We start from the raw sequence: 16,194 nt of genomic DNA, 5'->3' as shown, positions 1-16,194 counted from the left end.
CCGTCGAGGCTATCGCAGGCAAGCCAGCTCCCACATTTTCTGCCAGTGTCAGGCAGTCACGGCCAGTTCGGCCGCTTCCGGTCGCTTGAGCACGGCATACACCAAACCGGTCAACACACTGCCCGCCACAATCGCCAACAAGTACAACAACGCATGGTTCATCGCATTCGGAATCACCAGCACAAACAACCCGCCATGGGGCGCGGCGAGTTTGCAGCCGAAGTACATCGACAGCGCACCGGTCAACGCGCCACCGGCGATGCTGGCCGGAATGACGCGCAGCGGGTCTTTGGCGGCGAAGGGAATCGCGCCTTCAGAGATAAAGCACAGCCCCAGGATCATCGCCGCCTTGCCGGCCTCGCGCTCGGTCTGGGCGAACTTGCGCCGGGCCAGCAACGTGGCGATGCCCATGCCAATCGGCGGCACCATGCCGGCGGCCATGGTCGCGGCCATCGGCGCGCCGCTCGACGCGGCCAGCAGGCCAACCGAGAACGCATAGGCCGCCTTGTTGATCGGCCCGCCCAAATCCACACACATCATGCCGCCGAGCAGAATGCCCAGCAGCACCGCGTTGGTGGTGCCCATGGTGCTGAGGAAATCCGTCAGGCCCGTGAGCAAGCGGGCGACCGGTGGGCCCACCAGGTAGATCATCACCAAGCCGGTAAACAGGCTCGCCAATAACGGGATGATCAGGATCGGCTTGAGCGCTTCCAGGCTCTGAGGCAGTTGCACTGCGCGGCTGATCAGTTTGACGCAATACCCGGCGACGAAGCCGGCCAGGATGCCGCCGATAAACCCAGCCCCCAGCGTCCCCGCCAGCAGCCCGCCGATCATGCCGGGCGCAAGGCCAGGACGGTCGGCAATCGAGTAGGCGATGTAGCCCGCCAGCAGCGGCACCATCAACAGGAACGCCTGGTCACCCACGGATTTGAGCGCCGCCGCCAAGGTGCCGGGCTGCTCGAAAGCATGGATGCCGAACACAAACGACAAGGCGATCAGCAAGCCCCCCGCCACCACCATCGGCAACATATACGACACGCCGGTGAGCAGGTGTTTGTAGACGCCGGTTTTCTCCGCCTTGGCCGGTGCACCGCCGGCCGCACTTTCCACCGCGCCTTCGGCCAGGGCTTTGTTGAGGATGGCTTCGGATTGCTTGAGGGCAATGCCGGTGCCACAGCGGTAAATCTTCTTGCCGGCGAAACGCTCGGTGGCCACTTCGATATCCGCCGCGAGCAACACCACATCGGCATCGGCAATCGCTTGCGGGCTTAACGGCGTGCGAGCGCCCACCGAGCCCTGGGTCTCGACCTGCAGGTCATAACCCAGGCGCTGAGCAGTCTGCTGCAAGGCTTCGGCGGCCATGAACGTGTGGGCCACACCGGTGGGGCACGCGGTAATCGCGACGATACGCGGCGCAGCCTTGGCCGCCACCGGGGCGGCGTCGGCGACATACACCTGGGCTTCTTCGGCGCCCCGGCGCAGTACGCCTTCGACATCCGCCAACGCCTGGGCCGGCGTGCTCTGGAACACACGCTTGCCGACAAACCGCTGCATATCCACCGGGGTACTGCTGACCAACAGCACCCACTCGGCATCATCAATCGTCGCCTGGGACAACTGGCGCTCCGGACGCTGCACATCGACGACTTCAACACTGGTGTGCAAGCCCATGCGCTGGGCGGCGGCGTCCAACAAGCGGGCGCACAGCACACTGGTGACCATGCCGTTCGGGCAGGCGGTAACAATGGCTAACTTCATCACAAACCCTCTTATTGTTCTGTCAGCGTGCGTACTTCGACGCCGCTTTCGAGATGCGCCAACTGGGCGTCATCGCTGATGCCAAAACCGATCTGTGTCACCGCCATCGCGGCAATCGCCGTGGCCCGGCGCAGGGTGTGCTCCGGCGTGTCGCCACTGAGCAAACCGTGGAGCATCCCGGCCAGCAGCGAGTCGCCGGCACCCACGGTACTGGCCACTGCCACCTTGGGCGGCGTGGCATGCAGCGCCGCACCCGGGCGGTACCAGGTCACACCGGCGGCCCCGTCGGAGACCACCACATGTTCGACGCCTTGCTGATGCAGGCGGCTGATGGCATCGGTGGCGTTACCCAAGGCCTCGGCCAACTCTTCGGTATTGGGTTTGACCAGCCACGGGCCAACCTCCAACCCCAGGCGCAGCGCTTCGCCGCTGGTGTCCAGGGCGATTTTCAACCCGAGGTCTTTCAACGCCTCCAGCAAACCTTTAAACCACTGCGGGCTGACGCCGCGCGGCAAGCTACCGGCCACCACGACCGCATCGAACTCCGGGCCAATGATCGCGACCATCTTGAGCAGCGCTTTTAGCGCCTCTTCAGTTACCAGCGGCCCCGGTGCATTGATGTCGGTGACACGCCCATCCTGTTCGGCAATCTTGATATTGCTCCGGGTTTCGCCGGGAACCCGGATGAAGGCATCGCCAAACCCACGGCGCTTGATCAGCGCATTGAAAGCCTGGGGGTTGGCACTGCCGAGGAACCCGCCCACGCTGACGTAATGGCCCAGGTCCGCCAGCACTTGCGCCACATTCACGCCTTTGCCGGCCGCGTGGGTGAGCATCGCTTCACTGCGATTGACCTCACCGGGTTGCAGGTGCGCCAGACGTACCGTGAGGTCCAACGCCGGGTTCAGCGTCAGGGTCAGAATATTTGCCATCTACACGGCCTCCACTAGGGCACGCACTTCGGCGGGCGAACCCACTGCCAGTGCTTGTTGCGCCAGGCCCTGGGCCTCGCTCAGACTGAATTCACGCACCCGCGCCTTCACTTCAGGAATGCTGCGGGCCGACACGCTCAACTCATCGACGCCCAGGCCGACCAGCACCGGCACCGCCAGCGGGTCCGCCGCCAACTCGCCGCACACGCCTACCCATTTGCCGTGGGCATGGGCGGCGCGCACGGTGATGTCGATCAGTTGCAGGACTGCCGGATGCAAGCCATCGGCCTGGGCCGACAGGGTCGGGTGGCCGCGGTCGATGGCCAGGGTGTATTGGGTCAGGTCGTTGGTGCCGACGCTGAAGAAGTCGACTTCCTTGGCGAGGACCGGCGCCAGCAACGCGGCTGAGGGCACTTCGATCATGATCCCCAGTTGCAGGTCCGCCACTGGGATCTCCAGGCGCAGGCGCTCGGTCATGTCCCGGGCGGCGCGCCACTCATCCACGCTGCCGACCATGGGGAACATGATGCGCAGCGGGCGGTTATCCGCAGCACGCAGCAGTGCCCGCAGTTGCGCTTCCATGATCTGCGGGCGTTGCAACGTCAGGCGAATGCCGCGCACACCCAGGAAGGGGTTTTCCTCTTCGGCGATCGGCCAATAGGGCAAAGGCTTGTCGCCGCCCACATCCAGGGTGCGCACCACCAACGGGCGACCATTGAGGCCGTCGAGTACGCGACGGTATTCGGCCTCCTGGGTGGCCTCGTCCGGCGCCTGGGGGTGGGCCATGAAAATCAGTTCGGTGCGCAGCAGGCCAATGCCTTCGGCGCCCTGCTCCACGGCACTGGCCACCCCGGCGCTTTCGCCAATGTTGGCGAACACTTCCACGGCGTGTCCGTCGCGGGTCAGCGCCGGTTCATGGCGTTGGGCCGAAGCGGCTTGCAAGCGCTGCTCGCGGCTGTCGCGCTCCACGGTGGCCCGTTGCAGGGTGGCGGCGTCGGGGTCCACATGCAGGCGGCCGCGCTGGCCATCGAGCAACAGCGGCGTGCCCGCGTTGAGCAATAACACCGCAGCACCAGCGCCGACCAAGGCCGGAATGCCCAGGGCGCGGGCGACAATGGCGCTGTGAGCGGTGGCGCCGCCCCGGGCGGTGAGAATGCCGGCAACGCGGGCCGGGTCCAGGCGCGCCACGTCCGAAGGGCCGACTTCTTCCATCACCAGGATGTAGGGCTCGCTCGGTTCCTGCACGCTTTGGACGCCGCACAACTGGGCCAGCACGCGGCGGCCGATGTCGCGCAAGTCGGCAGCACGCTCGGCCAGCAAGGCATCCTGCAAGGCTTCCTGCTGTTTGGCGGCGGCTTCGATCACGCTCATCCAGGCGGCTTCGGCGCTTTCGCCTTGCTTGAGGCGGGTGTCGACTTCGTCGGTGAGTTCCGGGTCGTCGAGCATTTCCTGGTGCGTGATGAAAATCTCGCGGATGGCCTTGGCCTGGCTACGCTCGATCAAGCCCTGGATATCCGTGCGCACCTCGCTCAAGGCCGTGTGCAGACGCTGGCGTTCGGCGGCGGCGGACTCACCGCGCAACGGGTAATCGAACACTTGCGGCACCTGGATATGGGCCGGGCCGATGGCGATACCCGGTGCGGCGGCAATGGCCTGGAGTTGGCTACCGCTCAGTGGCGCGCTGAGCACCGGTTCGATATCGACCTGTGCTGGCTGTGCGCTCACGGTGGGCAAGGGCTCGACCTCTTCGCCAAGGCCCTCTTGCACGGCGGCCAAGAGGGCGGGCAGTGCATCACCGGCCACCGTCGGCTCGGCCACGAACTCCAGCACCTGACCACGACGTGCGCCGAGGCTGAGCAACTTGCTCAGGCTTTTGACCGACACGGCGCCCACCGCGCCATCGACGATGCGCACGCGGATATCGCCATCAAAACTTTTCGCCAATTGCGCCAGGATCTTGGCCGGGCGCGCGTGCAGGCCGTGGGCGTTGGCCAGGGTAATACGGGCGCTGGGCCAGTCCGACGGCAGTTCACCGCCCAGCACTTCCAGCACCGCGCGGCTGCTGGTGGCGCGCCCCAACTCCTGGCCGCGCCCTTCAATGAGCAAGGCACACAGGCGTTCAAGCAGGGTCTGGTGCGCTTCACCGAGGCTCGCCAGGCAGAACAGGCCGTGCAGGGGCTGGCCGAGGTAACGCATGGGTTTGTCCGGCGTCACAAAGGCCAGGCCCGGACGCTTGACCGTCTGCTCGCTGTGCAACCACCACAGGCCATCGCCCAGGGGCAGCGCGTCGACCTGCTGCAATACAGCTGCAAAACCATTGCTCACGCAGTCGGCCTGGCGCAGCAGGCGCGCACCGCGCCACACCAACTCTTCAAAATCATCGGCCGACACGCCCAGGCTGATCATCTGCGCATCCAGCGCCAGTTCCTGGGGCGCGCCTTGCAACAGTTTCAACAGCGCTTCGGCGCTGCCGGCACGGCGCAACGCCTGGCCCAGGTCGGTTTCGCCGAGGGCACGGGTGAGCAGTTGCAACAGGCGCAGGTGTTCATCGGATTTAGCCGCGATGCCAATCGCCAGGTAGACGATCTGGCCATCGCCCCAGTCCACCCCTTCCGGGAACTGCAGCAGGCGCACACCAGTGGAAAACACCTGGTCGCGGGTTTCTGGCGTGCCGTGGGGAATAGCGATGCCTTGGCCGAGAAAGGTCGAGCCTTGGGCTTCACGGGCTTGCAGGCCACTGAGATAACCTTCGGCAACCAGGCCATCGGCCACCAGTTTGTCAGCGAGCAGGTGCAAGGCAGCAGATTTATCCACAGCCACCTGGCCCATGGATATCTGCTCTACAGTGAGCTCAAGCATGCCGTTCTCCTAGTTAGTGCGACGGGCGCACTAGGTATTGTTGTAGGTAAATAAGTTCGAAATTAACTGACTGAGCGGTCAATTGGCAGTGGTCACTCAGTGGCGAACATCGTAAAAATACGCTTGCTGAAACGTTTAATCTAGAATTTATGGCAGATTACGCGTTAATTGCGCAAGCTTGAAGGGCCACTCGGCGCTTGCTGTGGGACATTGGTCGAATGCTGGAATCGGTTACGATTGGACAAAATGTCGGGGCGAGCGCCAAAAAACAAGGAAATCCCGGTTTGAAACTCAGTGATATCGCACGTCTGGCCGGTGTGTCCGTTACCACCGCCAGCTATGTCATCAACGGCAAGGCCGAACAGCAGCGCATCAGCAACGCCACCGTTGAGCGTGTGCGTGCCGTGGTCCAAGCCCATGGCTTTACCCCCAACCCTCAAGCCGCCGGGCTGCGCAGCCGGCATACGCGAACCTTGGGGTTCATCCTGCCAGACCTGGAAAACCCCAGCTACGCACGCATCGCCAAACTGCTGGAACAAGGAGCACGGGCGCGGGGCTATCAGTTGCTGATCGCCAGCTCCGATGATGAAGCGGACAGCGAACGCCAACTGCTGCAACTGTTCCGGGCGCGGCGTTGCGATGCGTTGTTCGTCGCCAGTTGCCTGCCAGCCAGCGATGACAGCTATCGCGAGCTGCAGGCCAAGGGGCTGCCGGTGATTGCCATCGACCGGGAGATGGAGCCGAACCAATTCTGCTCCGTGGTCAGCGACGACCACCAGGCCTGCAGGCAACTCACCAGCAGCCTGCTGCAACCGTTGCCCAAGCAGATCGCACTGATTGGCGCGCGGCCCGAGCTGAGCATCAGCCAGGCACGTACCGCCGGTTTCCGTGATGCGCTGCAAGGCTTTACGGGCGAAGTGATTATCGAACAGGGCGAAGCCTTCAGTCGTGACTGCGGCCGAGAGCTGATGGAGCAACTGCTGCAACGCCTGGGGCATTTGCCGGACGCGCTGGTAACCACCTCCTACGTACTGCTGCAAGGCGTGTTTGATGCGCTGCATGACTTCCCCCTCAAGTCACGTCCCCTGCGCCTGGGCACCTTCGGCGATACCCAGTTGCTGGATTTCCTCCCGCTGCCGGTCAACGCCATGGCCCAGCAACATCAATTGATTGCCGAGACCGCCCTGCGCCTGGCCCTGGCCGCCATTGAAGAAGAACAGTACCAACCCGGCGTGCATGCGATTGGCCGGACTTTCAAGCAGCGTATCCACGAGGCCTGAGCGTGGAGCTGATCGACACCCACACGCACCTGGACTTCGAGGACTTCGACCAGGATCGCTCGCACGTCCTTGCCCACAGCCGTGAACTCGGCGTGCGGCGCCTGGTGGTGCTGGGGGTGTACCAGAAAAATTGGCAGCGGCTGTGGGACTTGGTGCAACAGGACGAAGGCTTGTTCGCCGCCTTCGGCTTGCACCCGGTGTATCTCGATGAGCATCGCCCCGCCGACCTGCTGGAGCTGGGCGACTGGTTGACGCGCCTGCATGGCCACCGGCAACTGTGCGCCGTGGGCGAAATTGGCCTGGATTACTTTCTCGAACAGTTGGACCACCAGCGCCAGCAACAGTTATTTGAAGCCCAGCTGAAACTCGCGGTGGATTTCCAACTGCCGGCCTTGCTCCACGTTCGCCGCAGCCACGCCGCCGTGATTGCCACCCTCAAGCGCATCCGCGTGCCCAGAGGCGGCATCATCCACGCGTTCGCTGGCAGCGCTGAAGAGGCGCGCGAGTACATCAAGCTGGGGTTCAAACTGGGTCTGGGCGGCGCTGCCACCTGGCCCCAGGCGCTGCGCATGCACCGGGTACTGGCGCAGTTGCCACTCGACGCCGTGGTGCTGGAAACCGATGCGCCGGATATGGCTCCGGCCATGTACCCCAACCAGCGCAATAGCCCGCAGCATCTGCCAGATATCTGCACGGCCCTGGCCGAGCGCATGGGTATCAGCCCTCTATTGCTCGCTGAGACGAGCACACGCAATGCGTGCGAGCTGTTCAACTGGTAGCGGACTGATCACCTGCAACTTCAAGATCATTGTCTGTCGGTGCCGGGCATAGCGCACCACCAGCAAATGGATCAGCACGGCGACCAGCGAAACGTTCAGTTGCCCGATCACACTGAGCAGCCCCAACCATTCAGCGAACAAGGCCACCAGCAAGGTCGCGCATGTCAGCATGATCATGCTCGGCCGCACCAGCGCCCATTGGTCCAGGGCCCTGAACTGCCGCAACTGCTTGGCGCACCCCAACTGCAACCCCGAGTGGCAATACGTACAGTCAAAAGGCACATCAATGGCAATGGCATTCAGTTGCCAAGGCTTGAGTTCAAACGTCATGTCGCACTGGGCGCAATGCCCTTTGATACCGATTGCAGCGGCCATCGTCGTGTCTCCTCGTGACCGTGACGGATGAAATAAATTTTCACCTATTCACGACGCGATAAAACACGCCCAGGCAAATCAAGACATCGGCCACAGGGTCGGTAGCTACATCCTTCAGAACCTCCCTACACCCGAAACGCACCAATCAATTGCTTCAACTCAACCACCTGGATTGCCAACTGCCGACTGGCCGCTTCCGTGTGCTGGGCGCCTTGCGCTGCATGCTCGCCAGCACGGTTGATTTCGACAATGTTCTGGTCGATGTCGTGGGCGACCGCCGTTTGCTGTTCCACGGCGGCGGCGATCTGCTGGTTCTGGTCGACGATCATCCCTACCGCTCCCAGGATATTTTCCAGGGCTTGCTGGACTTTTTCCGACTGCCCCACCGTGCCATTGGCCATCTCATGGCTGCTGCCCATAGCCTTCACCGCCGCGCCGACGCCGCTGTGCAAGCGGCTGATCATCTGCTCGATTTCCTCGGTAGAGTGCTGGGTGCGCCGAGCCAGAGTGCGCACCTCGTCGGCCACCACCGCAAACCCGCGCCCTTGGTCACCGGCGCGCGCGGCTTCGATGGCCGCGTTGAGCGCCAGCAGGTTGGTCTGCTCAGCAATGCTCTTGATCACTTCCAAAACGCTGCTGATGGACTGGCTGTCGGCTGCCAGCTGGTTGATCACCCGCACCGATTCGTCGATCTCCGCCGCCAGGCGTGCGATGCCGCCTTGCTGGGATTGCACCAGCGCACGCCCGCTGACCGTTTCATCATTGACGCTCTGGGCACTGCTGACCGCCGCCGCCGCGCTGCGCGCCACCTCTTGGGCGGTGGCGGACATCTGGTTCATCGCCGTCGCCACTTGTTCGATCTGGCTGCGCTGGCCGGACACCGCCTGGTTACTCTGTGCCGACACCGCCTGCACCTGGCCGGCCTGCAACTCCACCTGGCTGACCGTATGCCCAACGCGCTCGATCAGGTCATGAATCTTGGCCACGGTGCCATTGAACACCTGGCCCAGGTCGCCCAATTCGTCACGGCTTTGCGCAACGAAAGTGACGGTCATATCGCCCGCCGCCACTTTGTCCATCATCGCCCCCAGGCGGCGCAAGGTGGTGCGAGTGGAAACAAAGAAACCGGCATAGAGATAGAAAATCAGCGCAAACACCGTCGCCAGGGCCGTGACCAGCAACACCATGTGCAGACGGTTCTGCGCCAGGCGCTGCTGCAACTGCTGCCCGAGGAACGCCAGGGTGGCGTCATCCAATTGATAGGTCTTGGCCATTAGTTGGCTGACGCCGTCATAAAACCCCTGCCAAGGCGCGTCGAGGGTTTCGGCCATCACCACCTGCTCTTCGAAAAACTCACTGCCTTGCTTGAGGCTCGCCTGGCTGGCTTGCGCCGACACCTCGAGGGCGGCGTGCGCGGCCTTGCTGGCGCCCAGCGCGTCCTGCAGCTTCAGGCCATATTCACCATGGAGTTTTTCCAACTGCTGCAGCAGTTCGTCAAAACGGGTACTGGAGGACGAATTGATAAAGCCCTGCCCCAGGGAGTACGCGCCCATCGCACGGCCTTCACCCAAGGCCTGGGTGACCTGAGGGGTGACGGTGGTGACCAGGTCGCTGAGCTGGCGCAGATCACTTTGCGGATCACGGTTCAAGCCGGCCTGGCTGGCAATAATCTGGCTGAACATCTGGGCCTGGTTGAGTAACTTGCCGATCAACGCTGCTTTGTTGAGCAACGAGGTTTCCTGTTGCTGAGCCTTGAACGCAGCGATCAACTCATCGCGCTTACTGTCGAAGACGGCAACGTGCTCGGGCTGGGTCGCGATCGCGTGCAAGCCCTGCAAGCGCTCCACTACACTGGCTTCCAAGGCGCTGATCCTGGCCTCCAGGTCTGCCGCTTTGCCTGACTGGCCGAGGGTGGCGTTGATCTGTACCTGGTTGTTGAGGGTTTCCAACTCCCGACGCAACGCCAGACTACTGCCGAGCAGGTCAAGGCTTTGCAGTTCGACGCGGGTGCCCTGGTATTCGCGCCACGAGTCGCGCACCAGGTAATAGTTGGTCGCCAGCATCGGCAGCAGGAACAGCACGCTGATCAGGCTGAACTTCATGCCGAAGCTCAGGCGGTTCATCAGCGCGACGGCGGGATAGAGCAAGCTCTTCACAGGTGACCTCCCCTTCTTTTATTTTTATTGAGGCGCAGGGCGACGGCAGATAGCCACTATTTGGCGCTCTATCTGTATAGCTCAATTCGAAAGGGAGTTTTGTAACGTAAGGTTAACGGCGGGAGTGATGGATGCACCCCGCCGCTATTACTCAGGGCAACACCGTCCAGATGGCAAACCCGGCATACCACAGCACTGCCGCACGTAGCAGCAGCTCCCACAGGCGATCCAGGCTGTTGATGCCATCGGCCCCCACCACGGGGGGAGGAATTTCCGCGGCGGCCAGGCCGACTTTTTCCATCAGTTGGGCAGCGCTGATGTCCCAGCTCAGCAGTTCGTGGAGCATCACCCGGCTGACCCCGACGAAATTGCCCACCAAGGCAAAGCTGGCCGCCAGCAGGCGTACCGGCAACCAGTCAAACGCGTGGCGCAATTGCGTGGCGCGCTCGGCCACCAAGGGGTTCTGGCTGTTTTCGCTGGCCAGCGCCAACAGGCGGTACGCCAGGGCGGCCACCGGGCCCAGCAGGAAATACCAGAAAATCACCGCGAAAAAGCTTTGATACGCCTGCCACAGCAGGTAGCCCTGAACACGCTCCAGCAGTTGCTCGCCACTGTCGGCGCCAAGCTTGAGGTCGCGTTCGGCCACATGCTCGGCCGCTTGCAGGTCACCGCGCCGCCAGGCATCGCGAAACGGCCCCAGCCCGGCCAATAGATCGCCACGGCCCAGGCTGTAGATCACCACCAGCAAGTGCACCGGCAATGCCAACAGGCCATAGGCCACTGGCTCCAGGACCAGCAACAACAACGCCAGCAACGCCACCGGCAGCAGCACCAATACCAGCAGGATCAACCAGGGCCGCTTGCCCATGCGCGGGCTCGATTCCAGCTTGGCCAGCTCACGCAGCCATCCACCGTCACGCTGCAACCGCAGGCGCAAGGCCGAGAACTTCTCGATCCATACCGCCAGCACCAACACCAGGAAACTCATCGTTCGTGTCCTCCATCCTGCAGGGCGCTGCGAAAGCGCATCCAATCAAAAGCGGGGCCCGGGTCGGTCTTGCGACCCGGAGCGATGTCGCTGTGACCACAAATACGTTGATGGGTGATCGCGGGGTAAGCGGCCAACAGTTGGCGTGCCAGGTCGATCAACGCCGCATACTGGGCATCGGTGAACGGTAGGTCATCCGTACCTTCCAGCTCGATTCCCAGAGAAAAATCGTTGCAGATCTCGCGCCCCTCAAAGACGGAAATACCGGCATGCCAGGCCCGGTCACGGCACGAAACAAATTGCGTCACAGTGCCGTCACGTTCAATCAGAAAATGCGCAGACACCCGTAGGCTGGCAATCCCTTCAAAGTAGGGATGTTCTGAGATATCCAGGCGGTTCTGGAAAAACTCCTGCACCTTACCGGTGTTGAACTGCGCCGGAGGCAAACTGATGTTATGCACCACCAACAGCGAGATTTCGCCTTCAGGGCGCTCGTTGAAGTTGGGCGAAGGGCAATGACGAATGCCCTGGCACCAACCGCTGGCGGGGTCCAACTGCATACAGGCTCCTTGAGTGAGACGAGGTGTGACCAGTATGCCGCGTTCCACCCTGCGGTTGCGATCACTTGCCGCGATTGAGTTGCCGCAGGTCGCCCACCACGGCGGCCAGTGCACGTTCGAACAGCGGGCCATCATTCAAGGTATGCAGGGCGCCCTGCTTGAACGCCAAGGCTAACTGGCCCGCGCTTTTCTCCAGCACCTTAAGACCCGCTCGGCTGACAAAAATATAGGTATCGGCGGGCGGCATGATTGCGGTCAACTTGCAGCGCAGGTTACCGGCTTCATTTTGCAGCAACGCTACCCAGTCACCGACGCGCAACTGCTGGGCCTTGAGCAGGTCGGGGTCATCAGGGGGCAGTGGTTCGTCGGCAGCCGGCGGGCCAGCCCACAGGGCAAAAGGCTCACGGACTTCAACCAGCGCCTCACTGTCGAGCGGCTCAACATGCATGGCCTGCAACCGCAGGAAGAACTCGCGGGTACTGAAAGGATCGAACGCCGCATCGGCCAACCCACTACGCAATGCCTTGAGCAGCCCGGGTAATTGCTCGAGCAAACGCCGGCCCGCTTCGGTGTCTTCACGCAGGCCGACGCTCCAGACCAATTCATCCAGGGTACGCAGCGCCGTCTGCCACTGCAGCGAGTGTTCACCGTGCTTGAGAACGGCCACTAACAGCACCTGGCTCCAGGCCTGCTGTACAAATTGCAGCACCGATTGCGGCAAGGTTTCGCCCACGAGCCGTCGATTGAGCACGTGCGCCACACGCTGGCGCGCCACCTTGATATGCAGATGCTCTTGCTCGACGTCACGGGTATATCGCTCAAGGCGTTCGCTGCGCTTGCGCTCTTGGGCTATGAATTCGCTGAAGGTGGTGAGTAACTGGGAGAGAATCGTCGGGTCTTCGACGAACTCATTCAGCAAGCGCTGTACGAGTTGCTCGATACACAGGTAGAGGTTGTCCCGTGTGTGGTCATGGGGCGAACTCCAGCCGATGACGGCGCTCGCGATATCATTGAGCAAGCGCCGCGCGGGATGCTCCGCGCAACTGAACAGACTTTTGTCCAGCACCGCCACTTTCAGCAGCGGGATCTGCAAGCGAGCGATCAGCGCCTTGAAAGCGTCCGGCACACTGCTGTCATCGAGCATGAACTCGAACAGCATGGCGACCAGATTGATCACATCTTCGTCTGCTTCTTCTAACACCCGCGACTTGCCACTTTTGACACTGACCCGGGTGAGCAGCTGTTCCAGCTGGTTGCGCAGGTCGAAATCGTCCTCGCACTCCGGCTCCGGTACATATTGCTGCAGATGCGACAGCAGACGCAGCAGATCGCGGCTGACAACGGGTTGCGGTTCGGCGCTGGCTTCAAGGGTCGGGGCCACGCTGCCACGCACGGCTACCAGCAACTTCTGCAAGGCACTGAACGCTTGCTGGCCGCTTTTATCCAGCGGCGGGTCGGCCATCGCCTGGCCGGTGCAATGCTGGTGCTCCCGGGCCGCACGTCCGCCGGCTCGACGGGATGGGAGCGCCTTGAGCTCCGGCAATACGCCAGTGGCGATCAGTAATTGGTTGGCCTCGCCATACAACAAGTCTGCGTCACTGAGCACGTATTTCTCAAATAGCTTGAGCATGACCAGCTTGACGCGGATTTCCACCCCCAGGCTGCGCCCTGCTTGCAGGAAAAACTCGCACAACCGCGCCGGGCCCAATGGGTTTTCAGGATCGTCCAGGCGCCTGCCGAGCAATGCACTTACGCGCGCGTTCAACTGCCCCAGCGCCAAACCATCACGGTGATGCACCCGACCGAGCATCGCCTCCAGGGCCACGGCTTTTTCCACGTCATCGGCGCCGGTGCCGGGGACCTCCTCATAAGACACCACCGGCACCAGGTGTGCCCCGCTGCACCGGGCCTGGCCAAGGTTGGCGAACGCCACGAACAGCTGCTCCATGAACACGCGCTCGAAGTTCTTGCGCTTGAGGCGCAGGTCGCGCATGGCCTCGAAAAAAATATGATGGTCGACGGTGCTACGGGCCTTTTCGGCCATTTCGAACAGGGTGTCGTCGGCGTTATCGAACAGTTCCTGCAAGCCTTGCTGCAGCTGTTGCGCAGCCTTGTCACGCACCTGCAGCAACACCACCGGCAGGCGCGCGAGCGGCGATGGCGTGGCCTGCGCCCTGTTGATAGGCACCACCTTCCCGTCATTGTGCATCCTGGCCTCCTGAAACGGCGGTTTTGAGAGGTGGAGAGACGGAGCGCAGGCCCGGCAGGCACTGCAAATACCCGATCACCACCAAGACGTCAAAGCTATGACGCCAATTGCAAGGCGCGAGATTATCTTGCAAACGAGGGCAGTTGCGCCAGCACACTCTGACTTTGTGCGGTAAATGAGTGGCGAGCCTGGGTTAGAACGCACGCTGGCCCTATAATCGAGGCACTTTGTTTGTGGAGCCTGTTATGCCGAACCTCCGTCTTGCCGACCTCACCGCCGAAATCGAAGCCAACGTGCGCCGCGCACTGCTGGAAGACATCGGCAGTGGTGACATCACCGCACAGTTGATCCCGGCCGAACGGCTGGCCAAGGCCACGATCATTACCCGTGAGGCGGCTGTTATCGCCGGCACGGCGTGGGTGGACGCAGTGTTTCGTCAACTGGACCCTCGGGTTGCCGTGCACTGGCAGGTGGCTGATGGTGAACGGGTGAGCCCCAACCAGGCGTTGTTCCACCTTGAGGGCCCTGCCCGCTCGCTGCTCAGTGGTGAACGTTGCGCGTTGAATTTTCTGCAATTGCTGTCAGGGGTTGCCACCCGTGCGCAATTTTTGGCGGACTTTGTCGCCAGCACCCAGGTCAAGCTGCTGGATACCCGCAAGACATTGCCCGGCCTGCGTTTGGCGCAGAAGTATGCGGTGACCTGCGGCGGTTGCCACAACCACCGCATCGGGCTGTATGACGCATTCCTGATCAAGGAAAACCACATCGCCGCCTGCGGTGGTATTGCCCAAGCAATCACCGCCGCCCACAAGATCGCGCCGGGCAAGCCCGTGGAAATCGAAGTGGAAAACCTGGAGGAGTTGCGTGAAGCCCTGTCGGCGGGTGCCGACATCATCATGCTGGATGAACTGAGCCTGGACGACATGCGCGAAGCCGTGCGCCTGAACGCCGGCAAGGCCAAACTGGAAGCCAGCGGCGGGATCAATGAAACCACCTTGCTGCCTATCGCTGAAACCGGCGTGGACTACATCTCCATCGGTGCGATGACCAAGGATGTGAAGGCGGTGGACCTGTCGATGCGCCTCAGTATCTGAAAGATGCCGTAACTGTAGGAGCGAGCAAGCTCGCTCCTACAGGCTGCTTTTAAACTACAAGATTATTCATCTCGCAGTACTCTTCCCAATCGACACCCAGCACCTCGGCCGCCTCTTTGTGCAAGGCCAACCGCGCAGCTTCGAACTCTTGTGGTGTCGAGGTGTACTTGAGGGTCAGCTCCCAAGGCTGGTAGCCCTGACTCTCGGCCTCATCTTCGAATGCCCACTGAATCTGGTCGCGCTGATCGTCGGCACTCAGGTCCTTGATCTCTTCTTTAAGCTGCGGCGTGTCCTCAAGGTAGTGCTTGAGTGCTTGTTCGTGCCGAGCGGCCTGGGTCATTTCGGTCGTGGTCATATTGTTCTCTTAGATCGAGGAATGGGAATGCATCTGGGTCTTCAAGGTTGCGCAGTTACAAAAGAGCGGGCGCAAATGCCCGGCTCACCTGGCCTTCAGAACCATTCTGGGATCATCTGAAAACATTGCCGTTGAAACAGTGGTGCCTGTGGTGCCCGAGACAGGAATCGAACCTGCGACCTTCGCGTTACGAGTGCGCTGCTCTACCGGCTGAGCTACACGGGCGGTGGGCTAAAGCTAGCACTGCATTGGGCATGCAGCAACTTGCTCGCTCACCGCCCGGCGACTGTCACGCGCCGTTGGCGCCGCAGCCCTTGGCAGCGTACTGCGGCTCTACCGTGGTGGCACAGCTCCAGCCGGTGGTGGCGCTGCGGGTCAAGGTGATGGTCTTGCCGAGCACGGGCGCGGGTGCATCGAGGATTTCACAACGCAGGGTGCCTGCGCCCGAGGCCACATCGCCTGTCACCTCGATCGCGCAGTTGGCGGTAGGGCTGGTGCCCCCGATGAGGGAAAGGGTCGGCGTGGTGCCCTGGTTGATGACGTCCTCATAGCCGGCCTTTAACGCGCTGATTTCAGCCAACCCCGCGGTGAACTTGGCCTTGGCCTGGTGCTTGGTGTACATGGGCAGGCCAATGGTGGCCAAAATGCCGATGATTGCCACGACGATCAATAACTCGATCAAGGTAAAACCTTTTTGACGCATCTCTTTCACTCTCCAGAATAGAACCATGACAAGGCACGTCCTGCGCCCCGTAGTGTGCAACGGCGCCAGTGTACTCATCCCAACGCAGTCCATCGCCTGCAAGACGCACAATCTGACATTTTATCGCCTAGCGCCAGCCTGCCCGA

General features: G+C 62.1%; 13 protein-coding genes and 1 tRNA gene. 3 read left to right on the top strand and 11 right to left on the bottom strand.

What is annotated here, in order from left to right:
- Positions 1-48 precede the first annotated feature (48 nt).
- The 3 genes from GH769_RS00880 to ptsP are packed head-to-tail and all read right to left on the bottom strand — an operon-like array spanning position 49 to position 5,549.
- Positions 49-1,758: a PTS fructose-like transporter subunit IIB gene (locus GH769_RS00880; protein WP_032904002.1), complete on the bottom strand. Its 1,710-nt coding sequence runs from the start codon at positions 1,756-1,758 to the stop codon at positions 49-51.
- Positions 1,759-1,769: 11 nt separating this feature from the next.
- Entirely contained in the window at positions 1,770-2,690 is a 921-nt protein-coding gene (gene pfkB / locus GH769_RS00875; RefSeq protein ID WP_014716884.1) for a 1-phosphofructokinase, read from the bottom strand.
- Positions 2,691-5,549, bottom strand: a complete 2,859-nt coding sequence (gene ptsP, locus GH769_RS00870) for a phosphoenolpyruvate--protein phosphotransferase (RefSeq protein ID WP_032904000.1) — start codon at positions 5,547-5,549, stop codon at positions 2,691-2,693.
- A gap of 284 nt (positions 5,550-5,833) precedes the next feature.
- On the opposite strand from ptsP, the gene cra reads away from it, so the two are divergent.
- Positions 5,834-6,829, top strand: coding sequence for a catabolite repressor/activator (gene cra, locus GH769_RS00865; protein WP_014716882.1), 996 nt, complete (start codon positions 5,834-5,836; stop codon positions 6,827-6,829).
- A gap of 2 nt (positions 6,830-6,831) precedes the next feature.
- On the top strand, positions 6,832-7,608 hold the full coding sequence (locus GH769_RS00860; protein ID WP_032903998.1) for a TatD family hydrolase: 777 nt from the start codon (positions 6,832-6,834) through the stop codon (positions 7,606-7,608).
- On the opposite strand, the gene GH769_RS00855 is transcribed toward GH769_RS00860, so the two are convergent.
- From GH769_RS00855 to GH769_RS00835, 5 genes are all read right to left on the bottom strand, one after another.
- Positions 7,555-7,983 (bottom strand): hypothetical protein, encoded by a 429-nt coding sequence (locus tag GH769_RS00855; protein ID WP_032903996.1) that lies wholly within the window; start codon positions 7,981-7,983, stop codon positions 7,555-7,557. The genes GH769_RS00860 and GH769_RS00855 overlap by 54 nt on opposite strands.
- Positions 7,984-8,108: 125 nt before the next feature.
- Entirely contained in the window at positions 8,109-8,813 is a 705-nt protein-coding gene (locus GH769_RS29310) for a methyl-accepting chemotaxis protein (protein WP_371918789.1), read from the bottom strand.
- 1,477 nt (positions 8,814-10,290) lie between these two features.
- Positions 10,291-11,127 (bottom strand): regulatory signaling modulator protein AmpE, encoded by an 837-nt coding sequence (gene ampE, locus GH769_RS00845; RefSeq protein WP_014716879.1) that lies wholly within the window; start codon positions 11,125-11,127, stop codon positions 10,291-10,293.
- The gene (ampD, locus tag GH769_RS00840) at positions 11,124-11,687 is read right to left on the bottom strand and encodes a 1,6-anhydro-N-acetylmuramyl-L-alanine amidase AmpD (protein ID WP_014716878.1); all 564 of its coding nucleotides are present in this window, start codon (positions 11,685-11,687) and stop codon (positions 11,124-11,126) included. Before ampD ends, ampE begins: the two co-directional genes overlap by 4 nt.
- Before the next feature lie 61 nt (positions 11,688-11,748).
- Positions 11,749-13,896 (bottom strand): DUF1631 domain-containing protein, encoded by a 2,148-nt coding sequence (locus tag GH769_RS00835; RefSeq protein ID WP_153649471.1) that lies wholly within the window; start codon positions 13,894-13,896, stop codon positions 11,749-11,751.
- 245 nt (positions 13,897-14,141) lie between these two features.
- On the opposite strand from GH769_RS00835, the gene nadC reads away from it, so the two are divergent.
- Positions 14,142-14,990 carry a carboxylating nicotinate-nucleotide diphosphorylase gene (nadC, locus tag GH769_RS00830; RefSeq protein WP_014716876.1) on the top strand — a complete coding sequence of 283 codons (849 nt, stop codon included), beginning with the start codon at positions 14,142-14,144 and terminating at the stop codon, positions 14,988-14,990.
- 49 nt (positions 14,991-15,039) lie between these two features.
- On the opposite strand, the gene GH769_RS00825 is transcribed toward nadC, so the two are convergent.
- From GH769_RS00825 to GH769_RS00815, 3 genes are all read right to left on the bottom strand, one after another.
- Complete coding sequence (locus tag GH769_RS00825; protein ID WP_014716875.1) at positions 15,040-15,345, bottom strand: DUF6388 family protein; 306 nt, start codon at positions 15,343-15,345, stop codon at positions 15,040-15,042.
- 149 nt (positions 15,346-15,494) lie between these two features.
- Positions 15,495-15,570 (bottom strand) — tRNA-Thr (locus tag GH769_RS00820).
- 64 nt (positions 15,571-15,634) lie between these two features.
- Positions 15,635-16,048 carry a pilin gene (locus GH769_RS00815; RefSeq protein ID WP_014716874.1) on the bottom strand — a complete coding sequence of 138 codons (414 nt, stop codon included), beginning with the start codon at positions 16,046-16,048 and terminating at the stop codon, positions 15,635-15,637.
- Positions 16,049-16,194: the final 146 nt, after the last annotated feature.

It is taken from the genome of Pseudomonas sp. CFSAN084952, from assembly GCF_009648855.1.
In the GTDB taxonomy this organism is placed as follows: Bacteria; Pseudomonadota; Gammaproteobacteria; order Pseudomonadales; family Pseudomonadaceae; genus Aquipseudomonas; species Aquipseudomonas paracarnis.
Note: the sequence above shows the minus strand (reverse complement) of the source record. Positions and strands in the feature narration are given on the sequence as shown.

What these genes read in the sequence shown, in the direction of transcription:
- GH769_RS00880 (WP_032904002.1), bottom strand. Translation starts at nt 1,758, where the DNA reads ATGAAGTTAGCCATTGTTACCGCCTGCCCGAACGGCATGGTCACCAGT.
- pfkB (WP_014716884.1), bottom strand. Translation starts at nt 2,690, where the DNA reads ATGGCAAATATTCTGACCCTGACGCTGAACCCGGCGTTGGACCTCACG.
- ptsP (WP_032904000.1), bottom strand. Translation starts at nt 5,549, where the DNA reads ATGCTTGAGCTCACTGTAGAGCAGATATCCATGGGCCAGGTGGCTGTG.
- GH769_RS00855 (WP_032903996.1), bottom strand. Translation starts at nt 7,983, where the DNA reads ATGGCCGCTGCAATCGGTATCAAAGGGCATTGCGCCCAGTGCGACATG.
- GH769_RS29310 (WP_371918789.1), bottom strand. Translation starts at nt 8,813, where the DNA reads ATGTCCGCCACCGCCCAAGAGGTGGCGCGCAGCGCGGCGGCGGCGGTC.
- ampE (WP_014716879.1), bottom strand. Translation starts at nt 11,127, where the DNA reads ATGAGTTTCCTGGTGTTGGTGCTGGCGGTATGGATCGAGAAGTTCTCG.
- ampD (WP_014716878.1), bottom strand. Translation starts at nt 11,687, where the DNA reads ATGCAGTTGGACCCCGCCAGCGGTTGGTGCCAGGGCATTCGTCATTGC.
- GH769_RS00835 (WP_153649471.1), bottom strand. Translation starts at nt 13,896, where the DNA reads ATGCACAATGACGGGAAGGTGGTGCCTATCAACAGGGCGCAGGCCACG.
- nadC (WP_014716876.1), top strand. Translation starts at nt 14,142, where the DNA reads ATGCCGAACCTCCGTCTTGCCGACCTCACCGCCGAAATCGAAGCCAAC.
- GH769_RS00825 (WP_014716875.1), bottom strand. Translation starts at nt 15,345, where the DNA reads ATGACCACGACCGAAATGACCCAGGCCGCTCGGCACGAACAAGCACTC.
- GH769_RS00815 (WP_014716874.1), bottom strand. Translation starts at nt 16,048, where the DNA reads ATGCGTCAAAAAGGTTTTACCTTGATCGAGTTATTGATCGTCGTGGCA.